Origin of the sequence: Sporosarcina sp. UB5, assembly GCF_050859005.1 — a bacterium.
Lineage (GTDB): Bacteria > Bacillota > Bacilli > Bacillales_A > Planococcaceae > Sporosarcina.
The window spans coordinates 1,401,463-1,421,785 of the sequence record NZ_CP125984.1 but is presented as its reverse complement, the minus strand read 5'-3'; the positions used below and the strand labels follow the sequence as shown (position 1 = coordinate 1,421,785).

At 45.5% G+C, this 20,323-nt stretch carries 18 protein-coding genes, 1 riboswitch and 1 other annotated feature; of the genes, 8 read left to right on the top strand and 10 right to left on the bottom strand.

The annotated features are described in order from the left end of the window. Window positions 1-177 precede the first annotated feature (177 nt). From QM454_RS07485 to QM454_RS07475, 3 genes are all read left to right on the top strand, one after another. Window positions 178-1,026: an ABC transporter ATP-binding protein gene (locus QM454_RS07485; protein WP_432363422.1), complete on the top strand. Its 849-nt coding sequence runs from the start codon at window positions 178-180 to the stop codon at window positions 1,024-1,026. Beyond that, entirely contained in the window at window positions 1,023-1,730 is a 708-nt protein-coding gene (locus QM454_RS07480) for an ABC transporter permease (protein ID WP_432363420.1), read from the top strand. The genes QM454_RS07485 and QM454_RS07480 overlap by 4 nt, the downstream gene beginning before the upstream one ends. Before the next feature lie 125 nt (window positions 1,731-1,855). After that, on the top strand, window positions 1,856-2,539 hold the full coding sequence (locus tag QM454_RS07475; RefSeq protein WP_432363418.1) for an MOSC domain-containing protein: 684 nt from the start codon (window positions 1,856-1,858) through the stop codon (window positions 2,537-2,539). A gap of 50 nt (window positions 2,540-2,589) precedes the next feature. Here QM454_RS07475 and QM454_RS07470 read toward each other — a convergent pair whose 3' ends face one another. The 6 genes from QM454_RS07470 to QM454_RS07445 form a co-directional block, all read right to left on the bottom strand. Further along, complete coding sequence (locus tag QM454_RS07470) at window positions 2,590-3,651, bottom strand: ribonucleotide-diphosphate reductase subunit beta (RefSeq protein ID WP_432363416.1); 1,062 nt, start codon at window positions 3,649-3,651, stop codon at window positions 2,590-2,592. Continuing rightward, on the bottom strand, window positions 3,597-4,046 hold the full coding sequence (locus QM454_RS07465; protein ID WP_432363414.1) for a flavodoxin: 450 nt from the start codon (window positions 4,044-4,046) through the stop codon (window positions 3,597-3,599). Before QM454_RS07465 ends, QM454_RS07470 begins: the two co-directional genes overlap by 55 nt. Continuing rightward, window positions 4,031-6,253 (bottom strand): ribonucleoside-diphosphate reductase subunit alpha, encoded by a 2,223-nt coding sequence (locus QM454_RS07460; RefSeq protein WP_432363412.1) that lies wholly within the window; start codon window positions 6,251-6,253, stop codon window positions 4,031-4,033. Before QM454_RS07460 ends, QM454_RS07465 begins: the two co-directional genes overlap by 16 nt. A gap of 161 nt (window positions 6,254-6,414) precedes the next feature. Further along, window positions 6,415-6,594, bottom strand: a riboswitch (cobalamin riboswitch). A gap of 228 nt (window positions 6,595-6,822) precedes the next feature. Continuing rightward, entirely contained in the window at window positions 6,823-7,518 is a 696-nt protein-coding gene (locus QM454_RS07455; RefSeq protein ID WP_432363410.1) for a hypothetical protein, read from the bottom strand. Continuing rightward, window positions 7,493-8,650, bottom strand: a complete 1,158-nt coding sequence (locus QM454_RS07450) for a DUF3221 domain-containing protein (RefSeq protein WP_432363408.1) — start codon at window positions 8,648-8,650, stop codon at window positions 7,493-7,495. The genes QM454_RS07455 and QM454_RS07450 overlap by 26 nt, the downstream gene beginning before the upstream one ends. Before the next feature lie 72 nt (window positions 8,651-8,722). Beyond that, complete coding sequence (locus QM454_RS07445; RefSeq protein WP_432363406.1) at window positions 8,723-9,883, bottom strand: DUF3221 domain-containing protein; 1,161 nt, start codon at window positions 9,881-9,883, stop codon at window positions 8,723-8,725. A 97-nt stretch (window positions 9,884-9,980) separates the two neighbouring features. Next, window positions 9,981-10,196, top strand: a binding site (T-box leader). A gap of 47 nt (window positions 10,197-10,243) precedes the next feature. Here QM454_RS07445 and argS point away from each other — a divergent pair. After that, the gene (gene argS / locus QM454_RS07440; RefSeq protein WP_432363404.1) at window positions 10,244-11,908 is read left to right on the top strand and encodes an arginine--tRNA ligase; all 1,665 of its coding nucleotides are present in this window, start codon (window positions 10,244-10,246) and stop codon (window positions 11,906-11,908) included. Between the two features lie 274 nt (window positions 11,909-12,182). On the opposite strand, the gene QM454_RS07435 is transcribed toward argS, so the two are convergent. The 4 genes from QM454_RS07435 to QM454_RS07420 form a co-directional block, all read right to left on the bottom strand. Further along, window positions 12,183-14,114 (bottom strand): FtsX-like permease family protein, encoded by a 1,932-nt coding sequence (locus QM454_RS07435; RefSeq protein WP_432363402.1) that lies wholly within the window; start codon window positions 14,112-14,114, stop codon window positions 12,183-12,185. After that, entirely contained in the window at window positions 14,101-14,877 is a 777-nt protein-coding gene (locus QM454_RS07430; protein WP_432363400.1) for an ABC transporter ATP-binding protein, read from the bottom strand. Before QM454_RS07430 ends, QM454_RS07435 begins: the two co-directional genes overlap by 14 nt. A 101-nt stretch (window positions 14,878-14,978) precedes the next feature. Then, on the bottom strand, window positions 14,979-16,001 hold the full coding sequence (locus QM454_RS07425; protein WP_432363398.1) for a sensor histidine kinase: 1,023 nt from the start codon (window positions 15,999-16,001) through the stop codon (window positions 14,979-14,981). A gap of 10 nt (window positions 16,002-16,011) precedes the next feature. Further along, a complete protein-coding gene (locus QM454_RS07420) occupies window positions 16,012-16,695 on the bottom strand; it encodes a response regulator transcription factor (protein WP_432363396.1) in 684 nt (227 codons plus the stop codon). A gap of 46 nt (window positions 16,696-16,741) precedes the next feature. Between QM454_RS07420 and QM454_RS07415 the strand changes: the two genes are divergently transcribed. The 4 genes from QM454_RS07415 to QM454_RS07400 all read left to right on the top strand — a co-directional run bounded on the left by QM454_RS07415 (window position 16,742) and on the right by QM454_RS07400 (window position 20,002). Then, window positions 16,742-16,951 carry a hypothetical protein gene (locus tag QM454_RS07415; RefSeq protein ID WP_432363394.1) on the top strand — a complete coding sequence of 70 codons (210 nt, stop codon included), beginning with the start codon at window positions 16,742-16,744 and terminating at the stop codon, window positions 16,949-16,951. A gap of 365 nt (window positions 16,952-17,316) precedes the next feature. Further along, a complete protein-coding gene (locus QM454_RS07410) occupies window positions 17,317-18,453 on the top strand; it encodes a betaine/proline/choline family ABC transporter ATP-binding protein (RefSeq protein ID WP_432363393.1) in 1,137 nt (378 codons plus the stop codon). Continuing rightward, window positions 18,450-19,109, top strand: coding sequence for an ABC transporter permease (locus QM454_RS07405; protein ID WP_432363391.1), 660 nt, complete (start codon window positions 18,450-18,452; stop codon window positions 19,107-19,109). Before QM454_RS07410 ends, QM454_RS07405 begins: the two co-directional genes overlap by 4 nt. Further along, window positions 19,106-20,002 carry a glycine betaine ABC transporter substrate-binding protein gene (locus QM454_RS07400; RefSeq protein WP_432363389.1) on the top strand — a complete coding sequence of 299 codons (897 nt, stop codon included), beginning with the start codon at window positions 19,106-19,108 and terminating at the stop codon, window positions 20,000-20,002. Before QM454_RS07405 ends, QM454_RS07400 begins: the two co-directional genes overlap by 4 nt. Window positions 20,003-20,323: the final 321 nt, after the last annotated feature.

The following is a 20,323-nucleotide window of genomic DNA, read 5'->3' as shown; positions in this document are numbered from 1 at the left end:
ATTCATAGTTTGCAACGAAAAATCCACTACATTTTACGATCCATTCACCTGTAATTTTGCTCTGTTCATCCTCTTTCAGACTCTTTTCATCCAGGAAATGATGCTGCATACTTCATTTTCACCTATTCTAAAGGTGCGAGTACGAAATGCACGTAATTCAAATAGAGGAGGATGGAAATGGGAAATATTATTGAGGTGAGCAGTTTAGCAAAAGTTTTCGGGAATCAAACAGCACTTGAGAGTGTCGACTTCCACGTGAAGAAAGGGGAAATTTTTGGTTTCCTTGGACCAAGTGGATCGGGAAAAACAACGACGATTAAAATTTTGACCGGTCAATTAAACCCTACAAGCGGAACAGCGAAAGTTTTCGGAGAGTCCGTTTCACAACTGAAGAAATCGGAATATCGTAGGCGATTCGGGGTGCTTACAGATAATAGCGGGTTATATGGAAGGTTATCCATCCATGATAATTTGAAACTTTATTGTGATCTTTACGATGTACCCTACTCAAAAATTGACGAAGTTCTCGATTCGGTTAATTTGAAAGAAGAGAAATCAAAAAAAGTGTCTTCCTTATCTAAAGGAATGAGCCAGCGCGTCACACTTGCGAGAGCTTTACTTCACGAGCCGGAATTACTTTTCCTTGATGAGCCAACGTCCGCGCTTGACCCGACAAATTCACTTCATATTCACGAAGGGTTACGGGCTCTCAACGCAAAAGGTACAACGATTTTCTTGACGACTCATGACATGCAAGAGGCAGAAACATTATGCGATCGGATTGCATTTTTAAATAAAGGAAAAATTCAATTACTGGATACACCCAATCGATTGAAGAAGAGGTATTCCGATTCAACAATTACAGTTGAACTGACGAACGAGGAAAAAGTCGTTCTCCCAGCAGGCTCTGAAGGGGCACATCAATTATTCGAATATATGAATACGAATCAAGTTGCAACGATTCATTCGAACGAGCCGTCGTTAGGAGATATTTTCGTACAAGTGACAGGGAGGAAGTTGACATGATGATTTCATTAAAGCGCGTGAACGCGATATTGCAGAAAGACTTTAAAGATTTTTCACGGAATTTCGCGGTATCTTCAATAATTTTCACACCCATCATTTTAGGCGCTTTTTACGGTAGAATCGGTGTTGATTCACTCGAATCTCACTACATGCTTATCAATATGGCATTTGCAATGGTAGCGTCATTTGTCCAATGTTGTTTGATTGCTGAAGAAAAAGAGAAGAACACATTGCGCGGACTTATGCTTTCTCCAGCAACCACGGCTGAAATTCTTGGTGGAAAGAGTATATTGACGTTCGTTTTCACGATGATCGTCGTCTTTTTCACTGGATACTTGTCGGAATATAAGCCTGAAAATATCGCGGTCATTGCAGTAGCTGTTGTTTTATCGTCATTCTTTTATATTGCATTAGGGACGCTGCTAGGTCTTTATTCTAAGTCGGTCATGGAAGCGTCGGTCATCGTTATGCCAGTATTCATCATCTTTTCATTCGGTTCTTTCCTTACACATATTGTGGAGAAATACCCTATATTGAAAGTGGCTACTTACTTGCCAAATATCCAATTAATTGAATTGGCGTCAAAAGTGGAAACAGGAGCCGGTTTCACAGATGTACTTGTGGAACTAGCTATCATTTTAGGGTGGGTTATTGCCGCTACTTTCGTTACGGTTGTCCTTTACCGGAAAAGGATGGTGGATTGAGATGAAGCAAGCGCTTAGGTTTGTTGTCGGAATTTGTGTTGGGGCGATTGTCATCTTTGCTTACAAAATGTTTTTTGCATAATTGAGTAAATAAACTATATTATTGGTAAAGGGGTGAATTGCACGTGCAGAAAATCGAAATTCGTTCATTGAATGTTGGTAAACCGCAAGACTTGCAGTTCGGGAAGAAGGAAGTAACGACGGGCATTCATAAAAATCCGGTTTCGGAACCTATTTTTTTATCCACATTGAATTTTGACGGCGACGGGCAAGGTGATCTTGTTAATCATGGAGGTGTGGATAAAGCTGTTTGTGTTTATCCATACGAGCATTACCCGTATTGGGAAAAAGAGCTAGGAAAGCCGCTAGGTCCAAGTGCATTCGGCGAGAATTTGACACTCCAAGGTTTAACAGAGGATGACGTATGCATTGGCGATTCATTCCAAATCGGAGAAGCTGTTGTCCAAGTGAGTCAGCCGCGTCAGCCTTGCTTCAAGCTATCGCTCATCCATGACCGCAAAGACATGCCGGTCATTGTGCAGAACAGAGGATATACGGGCTATTACTTCCGTGTGCTCAAGGAAGGCATCGTCTCCCCTTCCGATGAGTTGGTCCATATTTCACGGCCGTCTTTAGCTATACCTGTATCAGAGGCAAATCGACTTATGCATCACGATAAAGATGACGTGGATGGAATTCAGACTCTCTTGCAGGTGAATGAGTTGTCGGACAGCTGGAGGAAAACATTTGAGAAGCGGCTCGAGGGTAAGGTTGAAAATACGAGCGAACGGTTGACGGGAAATCATTGATGAAAAAAGAACGCGTGGCTATGAATAATAGCTAGCGTTCTTTTCTTTTTTTATAAATCATCAAACCCATTCAAGTCACTCGTTTTCACGTATTGCCGTGACGTTTGTTCAAAGAAATCCGTTTTCGTATCGTCGAAGTTGTCGACATACGCGCGAATCCATTTCATTGGGTTGTCCGTGAATTCCGGATAAATTTCGCTTAGGCCGAGCATACGCAGCATTTTATTCGCCCGATATTTCACGTAGCCCGCCATTTCATCTAGATCGATTCCATCAATCTCCCCTAGCACATAGCGGCTCCAAATAATTTCCTGTTCGACGGAATGGCGGAATTGATCGTAAATCCATTCTGTGAAAGCTTCGGTATTGTACTCCGGGTTTTCGGCGAGTGCGGCGCGAAAAATGTCGCTGATCGCTTTGCCGTGCTGCAATTCGTCCCGATTGATATACGAAATCATCGTCGACGTGCCGACCATTTTCTGATGGCGCGCAAGGTTATAGAAAAATGCAAAGCCGCTATAGAAGAACAACCCCTCAAGCAACGTCGTATATACCATCGCCTTTAACACCGTTTCAATTGTCGGGTTTTCCGCAAACTCATTATAAATCTCGACAATCCGTTCATTCCGCTTCATAAGCACTTCGTCGGTACGCCCCATTTCAAATGAAGCCATTTGCTTGTCGAGCGTTGTTACAGATGACAGTACGTACGCATAGCTATGGTTATGCTCGCTCTCCTGATCAGCGATTGTTGCCATAATTGATTTCACCGAAGGATCGGTTGCGAAATCCGCGATTTTCATGGCAATGACCGTTTGCGGTCCGTCTAACGTCGCAAGCAGTCCGATAATTTTGAGGAACGCTTCCTGCTCGGCTTTCGATAAATTCGGGAACTGCTTCACGTCTTGCGTCATATCGACTTCATTCGCCGTCCAAAAAAGGGAACGGATTCGTTGTCGCAATGTGTAGAAATGAGGATGTGCAAGGTCATTCCAGTTCAGAATGCCGCTCGCTTCCCCACCGAATATCGCTGTCGATTTATTTGGTTGTGCCGGATTCAGCACTTTAACGCGTGTAAGTGTTGCCAATGTTGAACTACTCCTTTCGACCATTCAATGACGTTCTTCTCTTGCGTGCCACGAGGACTTTGCTCGATTTTCAAAGGCTCATATGTTGATTCATAAAACCGAGCGAGCTTTACGGCCGCTTGGCAGAACAGCTCGTCCCCTCCAAACTGGGTGTCTCCTGTCCCAAAAACATAGACATTTTCCGGTTTATATCCAATATCCGCGACGAAATCTCTCACTTCATCAGGTGTAGCGCCCTTATCCCATGTAAATGAACCGATGATCATCACATCGAAGCGGCGCGGATCCGGCATCGGACCGACTCCAATCCGATGCACAGCCACATCCATTCCTTCCGACAGCAGCGTCTCCTCTACGATTTGCGCCACTTCCTCCGTATTTCCGCTCCACGATGCATAGGCAATTAGGAATGACACCATTCGCACTCCTCGATGTCAGACGCCGTCGATCTCATGTAATACGTCGTTTTCATGCCCGATTTCCACGCCTGTATATGCAAGTCGAGGAGGACGGAAGCGCGGATGTTGTTCGGCACGTAAATATTGAATGAAATCGCCTGGTCGATATGGCGCTGTCTTGCGGCATTCTGCTTGATGGACCAGCGCTGATCGACAATATACGCGGAGCGGCGGTACACGTCATATGTGTTATGGTCGAGATCAGGCGCAATGACCGGCAGCTTGTAATCTTTCTTTTCCTCGTGATAGAACGGTTTAAAAATTGGATCAATGGAAGCCGTTGATCCCGCAATGACAGACGTCGAACTGTTGGGTGCAACCGCCATTAAATAACCATTCCGGATGCCGCTCGTCGCAACGTCGAAGCGCAGCTCACGCCATTCCTTCGAGTCGTAGTTTCGCTGATCGAAATACAGCCCGGTTTGCCAATCCGAACCTTCGAATAAAGGATAAGCCCCTTTTTCAGTCGCCAATTCCATTGAAGCTTTGATCGTTAAGTAAGCAATTCTCTCATACAGTTCATCCGCATAATTGACCGCCTCATCCGATTCCCATTGAATGTTTTTCAGTGCGAGCAAATGATGCCAACCGAACGTCCCGAGCCCGATGCCGCGGTATCGGGCATTCGTCCGCTGCGCCTGGACGACCGGTATTTTATTCAAATCAATGACGTTGTCGAGCATGCGCACTTGGATTGTGATGAGACGTTCTAATACGTCCGCGGGAACGGCGCGTCCTAGATTGACGGATGATAAATTGCATACGACAAAATCGCCAGGCTTTGAACGGGTGACGACGATATCGTCTTCGAGTGTGACGGATTCGAATTCGGTCGGGCTCATATTTTGCATTATTTCTGTACAGAGGTTACTTGAATAGACCATTCCCTCATGCTTATTCGGATTCGCCCGGTTCACTTCATCGCGATAAAACATGAACGGCGTCCCCGTTTCGAGCTGGCTCCGCAAGACGCGCTTCATAATTTCAATCGCCGGCACAGTTTCCTTCGTCAATTCAGGGTGATTGACACATTCCTCATACTTCTCACGGAACGAACCGGCACCTTTCGTTTCATCATAAAAATCTTCTAATGAGTACCCCATTACAGTCCGCACTTCATGCGGGTCGAATAAATGCCAGTCACCACGTGCTTCGACTTGCTCCATGAAAAGATCCGGCAAGCAGACGCCCGTGAAAATATCATGCGCACGCAAGCGATCGTCCCCGTTGTTCAGCTTCAGGTCGAGGAATGTGAAAATGTCTTTATGCCATATGTCGAGATAAACGGCGATCGCCCCTTGGCGTTGGCCGAGCTGATCGACGCTAACGGCTGTATTGTTCAGTTGTTTAATCCACGGAAGGACGCCGCTTGAAGCCCCTTTGAAACCACGGATGGAGGAACCACGCGAACGGACTTTGCCCATGTACACACCGATACCGCCACCATATTTCGATAGATTCGCAATATCGGTATTGCTGTCATAAATACCTTGAAGTGAATCGTCGACCGTATCAATGAAGCAGCTCGACAACTGACCGTGCGGCTTCCCAGCGTTCGCAAGCGTTGGTGTCGCAACAGTCATATACAGATTGCTCATCGCCCAGTACGCTTCCGCCACTTTTTCAAGACGGTTCTCCTTTTCATTTTGCATAAGCGTCATCGCAATAATGAGCCATCGTTCTTGCGGCAATTCGACAGGCTGTTTATTAAAATCAACCGCAACGTATCGATCTACTAATGTTTTCAATCCTATGTATGTGAACAGCTCGTCCCTTTCCGGCTCCAGAAATTCGCCGAGCTGAACCAACTCTTCACGTGAATATTTTTCAATCAAAACAGACGTATACAAGCCTTTCTTGACGAGCAGCTCTACATTATTAGCAAAATTCGTATATGCTTTTGCCCCTCTTACACTTTCCTGACGGGAATAAACTTCCTGCAAATAAATCCGCGCAGCGACGAATGTCCAATAGGCGGATACTTCGTCAATATTGCTGAGTGCCTCCAAAATCATCGCTTTCGACCAATCGGCGTCGGTCGCCTGAGGATTACGCTCCTTCCAACGTTCGCTCGCCGTTACAAGCGGTTGCAGTTTGTCCGCCCCGAATTCAGCTAATAGCTTGTCCATCATGTTAGCTGCGCCTGTTGCTTCAAAAATCGTTGCCATCAAATCCATCTCCTTATTGTTAATAAATAAAAAAGCGATGATTCCACCTTTTCGGTAGAGTCATCGCTCATGGATTTTGATTAGGAAACAGATCGGGACTCCGCCTGAAAAATGAAAGCAAAATACCCGCTCGCTTCCACCTCTCAACCCCCGAAGAAAGTGTTGCTTGACGATGGACGGCAGGTCTACTGGCTAACGCTTCTTCCTTCCATCTCCCCTTCCCGCAAGCTCATGCTGCAGTGGTTTTGAGACGGTCGTCTACGTTTACAGTTGCGGGGACAGCTCCGATTTGCGGATTCCCTTTTAAACCGATAACGGTACCATTCCATCGTTCGATACTATATGTTGTATGTTATGTACAACTATTACCCTAACATGTTGTGGTTGAATCGTAAATAGGTAGAAAGATATTTATAATTCATTGCGACGGTATCTTCCCTTCTCCCAAAGACATCATTATGACCACTATTACTCATTTGCTAAAACAGCTTTCCACTTTGACACAGATATAAAAGAGGACAACAAATGACACAGTATAAAACTGTTATCGTAGTCGTCCTCTAGTTTGATTAATTTTCAAAGTATTCTTGTTTTATCGAGTATATCGCCGGTCTAATACCTTTCTGCTCAATCAACGATAAGTCTAATAATTCTTTAGCAATCTTCCTGATAGTCGACTTTGATAATTGCATAACATCTGAAAGCTCACTAACCGTTACACCTTGACTAAAATGGAAAAAGTGGTTTTGGGCCAATACAAACATAAATATTTTACGTCCCGATTCCAATAAATTAGAATCGTTTTCTATTTTATCGACCGCCATCGCTAACAGTTCTCGCTTCTCACTTAATCCCTCAAGCATTTCTCTCAAGGCATCCTTGATTATTTCTAAGAAATTTTCAATAAAACAATTCATTTCTCCCCGATTTCTAACACTATTGGAATACTCAAAGCTCTCCAAGTATTTTTTGGTAAACTTGTTGCAACCTTTGGATAATGATAGGGCTGCTACTTGACCAAGTTCCTCAGATAAATACACACTATCACTGACTTTTAGGCGTTTATCACCGCTTAGACACACTTTATCACCGCTCACGAAGGGTTTATCACCACTTAAACGACTGTTATCACCGCTCAACCGAGGTTTATCACCACTTAGGCACGCTTTATCACCACTCGCCCAATATTCCCCAATAAAAAAGCAACCGCTCCTATAAAAAGAACGGTTGCCTACCTCATTACTGATCCTTAACTTCCAACGCACCTTCGCCGTCTTCCGGCCAAAGCTTGAATATCCACTTCTTTTCTTTCTCATCGAAGGAAACTTCATCAATGACAGAAAAGCCATTCGATAATTTCTCACTCGCCATCTCCAATACTTTCGCAACAGCTTGCGACTCGGAAAGCTTCGCATTCGCTGGCTTGTAATCCGGCAAGATCTCTACAAACTTTGCAGTCCCCTGTCCAGGATAAGATTTCATAATCGGCCCGGAACGTTCCACTTTCACACGTTGGCCGACTTTCAGCTTATCGGCTTCTGAAAATTTGTAGTACACGACATCTTCAGTACCGCCTCCGACAAAAAATCTCCCTTCGCCGGCAGACAGAATAAATCCACCTTCCGTAACCGGAGTATCCGTGTATGTTTGTTCAGGAGTAATGATTCTTGATTGCCCCGGCTCCGGAATCATCCTTCCATCTTGCTCGAAATTGAGCGTATGGTCGGCGAACATCTTTCGCAGCTCCTCTTGTTGCTCCGGTCTCAAGAAATCATGTGTGATTTCAATATCGCCAGTGACAACATTGGCGTATAGACCAAATGATCCCCCTTTCGTTTGCATCCCTTTCAATGCTTGCGCAACTTCCTCCTGTAAGTCGTAAAGTTCCTTTTCCGTATGAGGACTGCGGAAGATATAAATCGCTTCCGCTAGGATTTCGCCTGCATCCACTTTTGGCTGCAATAGATCTAGTAATTGTTGAACACGTTCATCTGGCTCCTTAATCCCGACCCAAACGGCGGATTGCTCAGCACCACTCGTCTGATATTCGTTGAAGATGACGCCTTCATGATGTATCCCACCCTCGCCGTAAACCTTTTCCACTGCCTCGAAGACAGCTGGCCCTTCGATTGCTTTGACATTCAAATCCTCCATCGTTTCTTTCGAAGGCTCCTCAACCCCAGGGGGCGTTTCAAAAGTGGCCCTCTCGTCCCGCTTAGGCGTCTCTTCAACGGTTTGCTTTAGTTCGGCAATAATTTCGCGTCCACTCACTTTTATCAACATTGGCCATCCGCTGTCTTCAACAGAGCTGTTTTGCGGAGATGCGCCCATTTCAGAATCTTCACATCCTCCCAATAACAAAGCAGCACCCAAAAGAATTGATACGCAATATTTCATTCCAAAACCTCCCATCCACTTAATTAGACGGAATATTCGTTTAAAGGTTACATTGAAAACCCATTGACCGAATTACTGATCTTCAACTTCCACTGTTGCTTCCCCTTCATTTTTCAAAACTGTGAAAATCCACTTCATTTCTTTTTCATCATAAGTAACATCATCAATCAAAACGAAGCCCATTTCTGATTTCGCATCGTCCATTTCCAATACTTTTGCTACAGCCTCGGACTCGGAAATCTCGGCATTTACCGGCTTATAATTGGGCATAACTTCAACAAATTTCGCGGTCCCTTGGGCCGGATAGGATTCCATAATGCCACCAGAAGCTTCCACTTTCACACGTTGGCCAACCTTCAGCTTGTCTGCCTCTGGGAACTTGTAGTAGGTAGCACCTTCCGTTCCACCTGCGACAAAAATTTGCCCTTCCCCAGCGGACAAGATGAATCCACCATCATCCACAGGACTATCCGTAAATGTTTCCTTAGGTTCAATAATGCTCGACTCTCCAGGCTCTGCGACCAGTTTTCCATCTTGTGTAAAATTGATCGTATGGTCGACGAATAATTGTTTTAGCTCATCTTGTTGCTCCTTTTTCAAGAAGTCGTGGGTGATCTCTATATCGCCTGTAATTGTGTTGACGTATAGCCCGTAGGAACCTTTTTTCGAGTACATCCCTTTCAATGCTGCGGCCACTTCCTCCTGCAAATCATTCAGTTCCTTTTCCGTATGAGGGCTGCGGAATATGTAGATTGGTTCCGCCAAAATCTCACCAGCGTCTACTTTCGGCTGTAACTGATCGAGCAATTGCTGAACACGTTCATCCGGATTCTTTATCCCAATCCATATGCCGGATTGCTCTGCCCCGTTTGACTGATTTTCAAAAAAGATGACTCCATCATTGTATATGCCATTTGGGCCGTAAACCTTCTCCATTGCTTCCATTGCGGCAGGTCCCTCAATCATTTGCACTGCCATATCTTCAGCATGCTCTTTTGACTGCCCCTCAAACTCAGGGAAGTCCGCTTGCGCTGCAACTGCCTTATCCCTCGCAGGCGTCTCTTTAGCAGTTTGTTTCAACTCGGCAATGATTTCGCGGTCACTTACTAGTTTTAACATCTCCCATTCACTCGCTACCACAGAACCACTTTTCAGTGTCCCGTCTATCTCTGACGTTCCGCATCCACCCAATAACATAACCGCACCCAATAAAATTATTAAACTATGTTTCATGTCATAACCTCCTAGTCATCAAATTAGACGGACGTTTTGAATAAAGGTTACGCTTAAAGCCCATTGACACCCGAGCAACGTTTTGATACATTCAACTACAATATCGATGACGAAGAGAGTAATGGGTCATCACTTCTGCAGCGAGCCGGGGTTGGTGGGAGCCTGGCGGAGTGGATTCATGAAGCGCACTTCCGAGATGCTTTTCTGAATGAAGTAGGAGAAGCCGGTGTCTCGCCGTTAGGAGAAAGGGGCCTCTATCCAAACTAATAGGGGCAATTTGAGTGGTACCGCGGAACAAGCTTTCGTCTCATTTATTGAGATCGAAGGCTTTTTATTTTACGTAAAAAGGGGTTCATGTAAATGAAAAATGATATTTTGCAAGCTTTACAGACAGTCAGCCCGGTTCAATTGGAGGAGCATATGTTGGAGCGCCCAGCGCAATCAAAGCTAGGCGATTTTGCATTGCCATGTTTTCCGTTCGCGAAAGTGTTACGGAAATCTCCAGTTGCTATTGCGGAAGAAATCGCATCTTCCGTTAAGCACCCATTAATTCGTAAAGCCGAAGCGGTGAATGGGTACGTCAATCTTTTTGTGAACCGTGAAAGCATTGCTATTGCTCTCCTTCAAACAATTTTGGAGCAATCTACCACGTACGGTTCATCGAATGAAGGAAACGGCGGTGTCGTGACGATTGATTTGTCCTCTCCTAATATCGCGAAGCCGTTCTCCATGGGGCATCTGCGCTCCACGGTTATCGGGAATTCCATTGCTTTATTGCTCGAAAAGAATGGCTATCAGCCGGTGAAAATCAACTACATCGGCGATTGGGGCACGCAATTCGGGAAGCTGCTCACTGCTTACCGGAAATGGGGCAATGAAGAAGAGGTCCGGAATGCGCCAATCGAGACATTGCTGAAGCTGTACATCCAGTTTCATGAAGAAGCAGAGCTGGATCCTACCTTGGACGATGAAGGACGCGCGGCATTTAAAGCGCTTGAGGACGGCAATTCCGACGCACTTGCCCTGTGGGAATGGTTCAAAACCGAGTCATTGAAGGAATTCCAACGGATTTATGATCTGCTCGGGGTAGGATTCGATTCGTACAACGGCGAGGCTTATTACAACGACAAAATGGACCCTGTCGTGGAGGAGCTTGAGGATAAAGGCTTATTAGTCGAGTCTGACGGCGCGATGGTCGTGGATCTAGAAGAAGATATGCCGCCATGTTTAATTAAAAAATCGGACGGTGCGACGTTGTATGCAACACGCGATTTAGCAGCCGCCATTGATCGCAAAAACAAATATGATTTCGTCAAATCCATTTACGTCGTTGGGAATGAACAAAGCCTCCACTTTACACAAGTGAAGCAAGTGCTCGGTAAAATGGGGCATGAATGGGAAAAGACAATCGTGCATGTACCGTTCGGACTTATCTTGCAAGGTGGCAAGAAAATGTCGACGCGTAAAGGTAAAATCGTCTTACTCGAGGAAGTTTTGAAAGAAGCGATCGATCTCGCACAGAAAAACATCGAGGAGAAAAATCCGACGCTTGGCAATCAATCCGAAGTTGCTGAAGCCGTCGGTGTCGGCGCTATCCTTTTCAGCGATTTGAAGCAACACCGGAAACATGATATCGAATTCAACTTGGAAGCGATGCTGCAAGTCGAAGGCGAAACCGGTCCGTACGTCCAATATGCCAACGCACGGGCACACTCGATTTTGCGTAAGGCTGGTGACGTGTCTTCATTCAGCGTAAGCGAAGTGAATGACCACGAATGGGAAACAATTAAGTTACTCGAACAATTCCCTCATGCCGTCAAACGTGCAGCAGAAGAACTCGACCCTTCCATTATCGCGAAATATGCTGTCGACCTTGCCCAAGCATTCAATTCGTTTTATGGAAATGTGCAAGTATTGGCAGATCACGCCCAGTTGCCTTACCGATCGGCGCTCATCCGCAGCGTCACAATCGTTTTGACGGAATCGTTAAGGTTGTTAGGAATGAAAGCGCTTGAGGAAATGTGAAATGTGAAACCAAAAACAATCGCTCTGCTTAATGGCGGAGCGATTGTTTTATTTGAGCTTTTGCCTAAGAATGTGCGGTTATCACCGTTCAGTAACAGTTTATCACCGCTTATGCGAGTGTTATCACCGTTCGATACGACTTTATCACCGTTTAGCGGCACTTTATCACCGTTTGACCATATTTATCCAATTAAAATACTCCACAGAAGGTTGCTTAAAACCTAAACATGTAATCAAATGAGAGAAATGGCCATTCCAAACCTTTTTCCAATGCTCATAGCGCGGCCTTCACCGTTTTCCGATAGTACCCGACCGTCAAGAATGCAAAAACAAGATAAATGAGCGCGTAGATACCCATTGCGATAGATGCGGGCAATGTAATATCGGACATGAATATGAATGACGCGGACTTGATCGCAAAAATGGAGTGCACCAATCCAATTACTAACGGTACGCCGAAGACGAACAGTTGCTTACGGACGATGCCGCGCATAATGTCTTGCACCGTGAAACCTAGTTGGCGCAATGTCGCGTAGCTGTTTTTCTCCTGTTCAGCCTCCGTCATTTGCTTAAAGTACAAAATACTACCTGTCGAAATGAGGAACACGAGGCCTAAGAAGCCAGAAATAAAGATGAATAGACCGTTGTTCTCCATCCCGGAAGCCAATCGGGAATAGTAATCATATCCAAACTGGTTATCTTCTTTATTAATACGTATGAAAATTGCGGAAGCTTCGGCAAGCTCATTATGGTCCAACACATTGATGGTATAGACGTTTGCTATGCGAGCACTGCTTTCATCGTCCAAAAAACGTTCTTTTAATTCGTGATAAAACGTGTCCTTCACAATAAGTTGTGTTCCTCCCGAAGGATTCATGACGTTTCCTTCGCCTACCTTCACAACTTTCATGTCCAATTCTTCCTCACCATTCGTCAGCTTGACGTTCAATGGAACTTCTATCGTTTTTAATAGCCAGTACATGTTCGCGTCATAAAAATACGCCCCATCGGACTCAGGAATTTCAATGTTCAAGCCCGCTTGCTGTAATTGCTTTTCGCTTATAATGTTTGCATTGAATAATTTGTATGACCATTCCGGCACACTTCCCTCTTCGAATTGTCCGTCCACTTGAAGTGTTTCAATAGCAGAAAACGTATACGTAATCTGTTGCTTATCCAGTTCGCTGACGAATTTCTCGGCAGCGCCTTGTCCGTCCTCATACCAAAAATCATCAAATGAAAAATCGAATGGATAAAGAAGGCGAGCTTCTTTTTCCGTCGAATAATAAAGAGAATACACACCCGCTAACATCGTCAGCGTCATTGCGGATAATACCGTAATGATCGTTAAAGAATTTGCATTAGCCTTCATTTTATGCATAATCGGCGCGAGCGATAAACTGTTACTCAAACTAAGATGACCTTGTTTCCGTCTCCGGATCTGGTAAAACAACCAGCTAATCGTTACTCGGAAAACGAGGTACGTTCCGAGAATTGTAGTAAATAGAACGGCAAGCATATTAAAGAAAAACAAGGCATTGATCATCCGGCCGGATAACCAGTAACCGAACGCGATGAGTGCTATCCCTAAAATCGCAAGAAAGGCTGACCTGAACGCTTTCGGCTTTTTCGGATGCTCACCGGTTTTCTCGGAATTGAATAATCCGAGCAATGTGTTACGGTAGACCGCAACGACCATTTGAATAGACGTGAGAATAATAATCCCAAGGAATACAATCACTGTCTGAACGACTGCCGCCGGCGAAAATGTCACTTCGATAAATCCGTCAAATCCAATAAGCTTCATTAACAATAATAAAAATACGCGCGATACGAGAATTCCGATGCCAATCCCGATAGCTAATGCTCCGGTACTCAACAATGTATTCTCGATAATTAACAGACGGGAAACAGAACCTTTCGTCAGGCCAATTAATTGGTACAGCCCGATTTCACGGCTCCTTCTTTTCAAGAAAATCGCGTTAGCATAGACGACAAATATTCCTGCAATGAATAACAATAAAATTCCTGCAGCTTTAAACCCTGCCCCCATGCTGCCGCCTGATCGCGCAACTACCGCAGGGTCATGCTGCAATGTCGCAAAAACGAAATACAAGACGACGCTAAAAATGAGCGCGAAAAAGTATAAATAATAATGCTTAATGTTTTTCCGCATGCTACGGATGACGAGGTCAAAGAGCGTCAACGCTGTCACCCCCGAGGATACCTTGCACGTTCAGGATTTCCTGGAAGAAGGCTTGTCTCGTTTTATCACCACGATACAGTTCAGAGTAAATATTACCGTCTTTCAGAAAGACGACTCGGCTACAATAGCTCGATGCGACAGGGTCATGTGTCACCATCATAATCGTGACGCCGCGCTGTTTATTCACTTCTTCCAGTGTTCCGAGCAAGGAAGATGCAGATTTCGAGTCAAGCGCGCCCGTCGGTTCATCCGCGAATACCATCGATGGCTTATTAATGAGCGCACGCGCTGCTGAAGTTCGCTGCTTTTGCCCTCCGGAAATTTCGTGTGGATATTTATCCGCCAACTCTTTGATGCCTAAAATATCGGCAATCGTGTTGAATTGATCTTCTGCTACTCGCTTTTTCATTTTGCCGAGCGATACTGGGAGCAAGATATTCTCCTTCACCGTCAACGTGTCGAGCAAATTGTAATCTTGGAAGATGAACCCTAATTTATCGCGCCTGAATGCGGATAGTTCACGGTCCTTCATCTTCGAAATATCAGTGCCTTCAATGAGAATCGAGCCCTCCGTCGTGCGGTCAATCGTCGCCAGGACATTCAAAAGCGTCGTTTTCCCGGCACCAGACGCCCCCATAATTCCGACGAATTCCCCTTCCATCACTCGCAAGTCGATTCCTTTCAATACTTCTTGCACATTGCCCCTCGTCCCGAACGATTTGCGTACATTTTGTGCGTGTAAAACCGTTTTATATTGTTCCATCCTTGTCCCCTCCCTGTTTGCTGTCCCCTAATTGTATCGGGCGGATTTTTTCTGGTCGTGCGATTCAGATGACAAACAGGTTGGCCAATGTGACATTATTGTCATGTTCGGGTTGCGTCAAATTCATTTTCTGTGGAAAACGTCATGATCATCGTCGTTCCTTTATTCAGCTCGGACGCAATCGACAAGGAAATCCCGATTTTCGATGCAACTTGTTCGGCAAGATACAATCCGATTCCGGTCGCCGCATTATGAAGCCTTCCTGTGCTCCCGGTGAACCCTTTGTCGAAAACACGGGGAAGATCGTGAGACGGGATTCCCGGACCTTCGTCTTTAATCGATAAAACTACATGTCCTCCCGGTGATTGGATAGTTCGGATGTTGATGACGCCGCCATCCGGACTGTATTTCACGGCGTTCGTCAATAACTGTCGAATAATGAATCGGCACCATTTGCTGTCCGTCGTCACTTCCATCTCCTCGCCTTCGATTTCCACTGCGATATTTTTCTCGATGCACCAAGATCGCAGTTCACGGATTTCAGGTGTAATGAGCTGCTGCACTTTAATTTTCTCCAATACATAATCCGTTTCAAGCGACGGCAGGCGTGAAATATAAAGTTGCCGATCGATAAGTAAATGGACCCGTAGCCAATCAGACTCGATTTTTCGGATAAGGGGATCTTGCCGATTCGCATCGATCAACATTTTCATCGACGTCAGTGGCGCCTTCACCTCATGCACCCATGCCGCGGTAGTATCGCTTTCCATGAGGTTTGCGGCATTTATTTCCGAAAGCTTCTTCAAATGATCACTTGCAACTAGCCGCAACAGCTCATTCATCGTTTCATCACGGGAGAAAATCGGTTCTGGCAGCCCTTCCTGCCAATCATGCAAACGTTCGTCTGCTAACAGTAGTAGTCCCTTCATATATCGCGTCTCTTTTTTATAGCGCCAAATGAGGAATGTGATGAAAATTGCTGTGAGTAGCAGATTGAGGTAAACGACGGAACTTAGCTTCATTGCGAGCCCTTTATCAATTAAAATTAATAAATTAGTCACCGCGAGAGACGCGGCAAACAGGAATATCCAGCTTCTCATATCTTTCAAATATGCAATGAACATCGAATCCCCCCTACAGGCTGACCGCCATATATCCCATTCCTTTTTTTGTGAGAATCGCGTCACCAAGTCCGATGTCTGCAAGCTTTTGGCGCAGCCGCGTCACATTGACCGTCAACGTATTGTCGTTAACAAATCGCTCATCATCCCAAAGCTTGCGAATTAACTCGTCGCGCGACACAATTTCGTCTTTCGCCTGAACAAGAACCGTCAATATGAAAAATTCGTTTTTCGTCAGTTCCACTTCATTGCCTTTGACACGGATCACGCTGCGCTTCATATCAATCATCGCGCCATTCCATTCAATTACGTCCACCGGCTCTTCTGTATACGCATATGTACGACGGAGCGTCGCCTGGATTTTCGCAAGCAGCACATCTGTATGGAACGGCTTCTGAATATAATCATCCGCACCCATATTCATTGCCATCACCATATCCATCGGATGATCTCGCGACGAGAGGAAGATGATCGGTACTTTCGAAACCGCCCTGATTTCCCGGCACCAATGGAACCCATCATACGCTGGAAGCTGAATGTCCAAAATGACAAGATGCGGTTTTGTTTGAATAAAAGACTTCATCACATCATGAAAATCTTCTGGACCCGAAACATGCAGCGACCACTGCCCAAGCCTTTCTTTGAGTGAATTGTAAATTGCTTGATCGTCCTCCACGATGAAAATATTCATCTCCATCCGATGCACACCCTTTCTACACTCATTATAATGTTGTCGGGATAGGTTGGAAAAGTTTATCATCGAGATGGCGAGGATATCACCGCTCCATCAATGGTTATCACCGTTCAGAGACGGTTTATCACCGCTTATCGATAAGTTATCACCGCTCGACACAAGTTTATCACCGCTCAAGCGCACTTTATTACCGATTCGGCAGTTTTCAACAATTGCGAATGTCAGAACAACTGAATTCGCCAAAATTCCAACAAATTAAGTAGGTAAAAGGGCTCATTTTCAAAGCCATTTTCCATTGTCACCGACTTTCAGTACTTTATCACCGATTCGCACGAGTTTATCACCGACTCACGGCTCGTTATCACCGACTGTGCATGGCTTACCACCGCTTCGCCAACTTTTAACAATAGTGGTCTAACTGGGGCTTCCACGCCTCGTCCTGTAACACATTGCACTCCTACCTTCCAAAACTTCCCTCCACAAAGTATGTTATACTAATTATTCAAGACATTGGCACTTGCTCGTTCAGGTGGCATATATGTCTTCTTTTTTTTAGCCGTTGTTTTATATTTTCATTCTAAAACAAGTGGCGAGTAGTTTTGTAAAAAAACATAGGAGGATTTCATGCTTAAGTTTGAAAACGTAAGTAAAGTGTATGAAGATGGGTTCAAAGCTGTTGATTCTATTAGCTTTGAGATTCCGAAAGGCGAGCTGCTCGTTCTTATCGGTCCGAGTGGTTCAGGTAAGTCAACGACGATGAAAATGATTAATCGAATGGAACCGCATACAGGCGGGAAGATTTCGATAAACGGAAAGGATAACAACTCGTATGTCGCTTCCGAGCTGCGGAGGGGTATCGGCTATGTAATCCAGCAAATTGGTTTATTCCCCCACTATACAATTGAAAAAAACATTTCCATCGTTCCCAAGTTGAACGGATGGGCGCCGGATAAAATCAAGGCAAGAGTCTATGAACTACTAGAAATGGTCGGGCTAGATCCTACAGTTTACGCAACCCGTTATCCGAAAGAACTTTCCGGCGGACAACAACAGCGTGTCGGAATCGCTCGCGCACTTGCATCTGATCCCGAAATCATTTTAATGGACGAACCGTTTAGCGCGTTAGATCCGATTACGAGAGAGCAGTTGCAGGGCGAACTCATTTCATTACAGAAAAAATTGAATAAGACAATTGTTTTTGTTACTCATGACATGGACGAAGCACTCAAAATGGGTGACCGTATTGCAATTATGAAAGACGGCAAGCTCCTTCAGTTGGACACTCCAGAAAAATTACTTCATGAACCTGCCCACGGTTTTGTTGAGGAGTTCATAGGTAAGCATCGCATCATCCAAAACCCTGAATTGATGCCGGTGCTCGACATTATGTCCGATTCGGTCGTTACGACTCATCCTCAAAGTTCTCCTGAAAAGGCGATTTCACTAATCCGTCAGAGGAAAATTACAGATCTCATCATCGTGGATGAATCAAAAGCTTTACAAGGTATCGTGTCTGCCTACGACGTCATTAAGCGTGTGAATACTATTCGTACGATCGAAGAAATTATGCAGCCGGTCAGACGATTCTTCTTACACGACACAGCTTCTGCAAAAGATGCCATCATTATGATGGATGAATCACCGTTTGGCCTAATTCCAATCGTAGATGAAACGAACAAGGTTGTCGGCCTTGTAACACGCGGTTCATTGTTATCCGCCTTGTCCAGCCAGTGGACGGAACCGGTGGCGATTGCGATATGAATAATTTATCGATTTGGCAACAGTTGACCGAACAATCACAAATGCGCTGGAGAGAAGTTCTTGAGGCGACATCCGTCCATATCCAGCTCGTGTTCTTCTCGATGTTAATCGCCATCGTTCTTGGCGTTTCACTCGGAATTCTCGTAACCCGAGTTCCACAACTAACGACACTCGTTCTCGGCGGCGCAGGCGTCATGCAGACGATTCCAAGCCTCGCGTTGCTCGGCTTCATGATCCCGATTTTCGGCATCGGCGTGAAAACAGCGATTGCTGCACTTTTCCTTTATTCGCTTCTGCCAATTGCCCGAAACACGTACGCAGGAATTATGGACGTCGACCCGGCTACGCGGGAAGCTGCTAAAGGTATGGGCATGACGAGCGCGCAAATTCTTTTTAAAGTCGAGCTGCCACTCGCGATTCCCGTTATCATGGCCGGAATTAGGACAGCCGCCGTCATTAACGTCGGAAATGCTACGCTTGCCGCTTTCATTGGCGCAGGCGGACTTGGCGATTTCATTTTCCTCGGAATTACACGCGGAATTGACGGGCTCATCTTGCTAGGCGCAATTCCTGCCGCATTGCTTGCGATCATTCTCGAACTGTTCTTCGGCTCGGTTGAACGATGGACGACGCCGAAAGGGTTGAAGACGGAATGAGGAAGAAATTCATTGCATTGCTGCTCGCTGTAGTTGTCGCGAGCATGCTTGCGGGCTGTATTTTCATTGAAGAAGATTCATTGACGCTCGGCTCACGGAACAATACGGAAAGTATTATTTTGTCCCACGTCATGGGGCAGTTAATTGAGAATAAAACAGATATTAAAGTCATTTATAAAGAGAACCTCGGCGGGTCGAACGTCGTATGGAACGCGATGCTGAACGGCAATATCGACGTCATTCCCGATTATACGGGGACGATTGTCGTTAACTATTATCACGAAGAGCCGGGGAACGCCGAAGAGACGTTGGAAAAGACAAGGCGCCTCGTTGTTGAAGACGGTATTGTTGCTTTCAACACGTTCGGCTTCAACAACACGTACACCCTTGCGCTAGACGAATCAAAAGCGGAAGAACTTGGCGTCGTCACATTCAGTGATTTCGCTGCCCATTCCGAAGATTTCACATTGGGCGCGGTCTTCGAATTCATCGACCGCCCCGACGGCTTGCCCGGCTTCCAGAAGGAATACGGATTGAAGTTCAAGGGTGTGAACGGCATGGATCACGGCATCATGTACCGCTCGATTAATGCCGGTGAAGTTGACGTCATCAATTCCTACACGACAGATGGCCAGCTACAGGAATTCGATTTGCGCGTGTTAGAAGACGACAAATCCTACTTCCCTCCATACCACGCGCTCCCGCTCGTACGGAAAGAAACACTGAAGGAGTACCCTGAAATCGAAGAGGTGTTAAAGCAGCTCGAAGGCATGATCGACGAAGAAGCGATGCAAAAAATGAACGCCAAAGTCGACAATGACGGCATGATGGTTGAAAGGGTCGCGGAGGAATTTTTGGTGGAGAGTGGGTTGATTGAGGTGGCGGCTCGCTAGGTTGTCACCGACTTTCGGGGTGTTATCACCGACTTGAGTAGGTTTATCACCGACTCTCGGGGTGTTATCACCGACTTGAACGAGTTTATCACCGACTCTCTACACTTTATCACCGACTCGGCATTTTTCAACAGGTTGCGCTGATCTAGAGCACCTTTTCATAGGCGGTTTTCTTTATCACCATCTTCCCGAGAGTTATCACCGACTCGAGTGGCTTTATCACCGACTCTCGGGGTGTTATCACCGACTGGAACGAGTTTATCACCGACTCTCTGCACTTTATCACCGACTCGGCATATAACCATCAAAATAGCGCACAAA

Coding starts and splice junctions, on each gene's coding strand:
- QM454_RS07485 (WP_432363422.1), top strand. CDS start 178: ATGGGAAATATTATTGAGGTGAGCAGTTTAGCAAAAGTTTTCGGGAAT.
- QM454_RS07400 (WP_432363389.1), top strand. CDS start 19,106: ATGAGGAAGAAATTCATTGCATTGCTGCTCGCTGTAGTTGTCGCGAGC.
- QM454_RS07460 (WP_432363412.1), bottom strand. CDS start 6,253: ATGGCAACGATTTTTGAAGCAACAGGCGCAGCTAACATGATGGACAAG.
- QM454_RS07480 (WP_432363420.1), top strand. CDS start 1,023: ATGATGATTTCATTAAAGCGCGTGAACGCGATATTGCAGAAAGACTTT.
- argS (WP_432363404.1), top strand. CDS start 10,244: ATGAAAAATGATATTTTGCAAGCTTTACAGACAGTCAGCCCGGTTCAA.
- QM454_RS07420 (WP_432363396.1), bottom strand. CDS start 16,695: ATGGAGATGAATATTTTCATCGTGGAGGACGATCAAGCAATTTACAAT.
- QM454_RS07410 (WP_432363393.1), top strand. CDS start 17,317: ATGCTTAAGTTTGAAAACGTAAGTAAAGTGTATGAAGATGGGTTCAAA.
- QM454_RS07405 (WP_432363391.1), top strand. CDS start 18,450: ATGAATAATTTATCGATTTGGCAACAGTTGACCGAACAATCACAAATG.
- QM454_RS07445 (WP_432363406.1), bottom strand. CDS start 9,883: ATGAAACATAGTTTAATAATTTTATTGGGTGCGGTTATGTTATTGGGT.
- QM454_RS07450 (WP_432363408.1), bottom strand. CDS start 8,650: ATGAAATATTGCGTATCAATTCTTTTGGGTGCTGCTTTGTTATTGGGA.
- QM454_RS07470 (WP_432363416.1), bottom strand. CDS start 3,651: ATGGTCGAAAGGAGTAGTTCAACATTGGCAACACTTACACGCGTTAAA.
- QM454_RS07465 (WP_432363414.1), bottom strand. CDS start 4,046: ATGGTGTCATTCCTAATTGCCTATGCATCGTGGAGCGGAAATACGGAG.
- QM454_RS07430 (WP_432363400.1), bottom strand. CDS start 14,877: ATGGAACAATATAAAACGGTTTTACACGCACAAAATGTACGCAAATCG.
- QM454_RS07425 (WP_432363398.1), bottom strand. CDS start 16,001: ATGTTCATTGCATATTTGAAAGATATGAGAAGCTGGATATTCCTGTTT.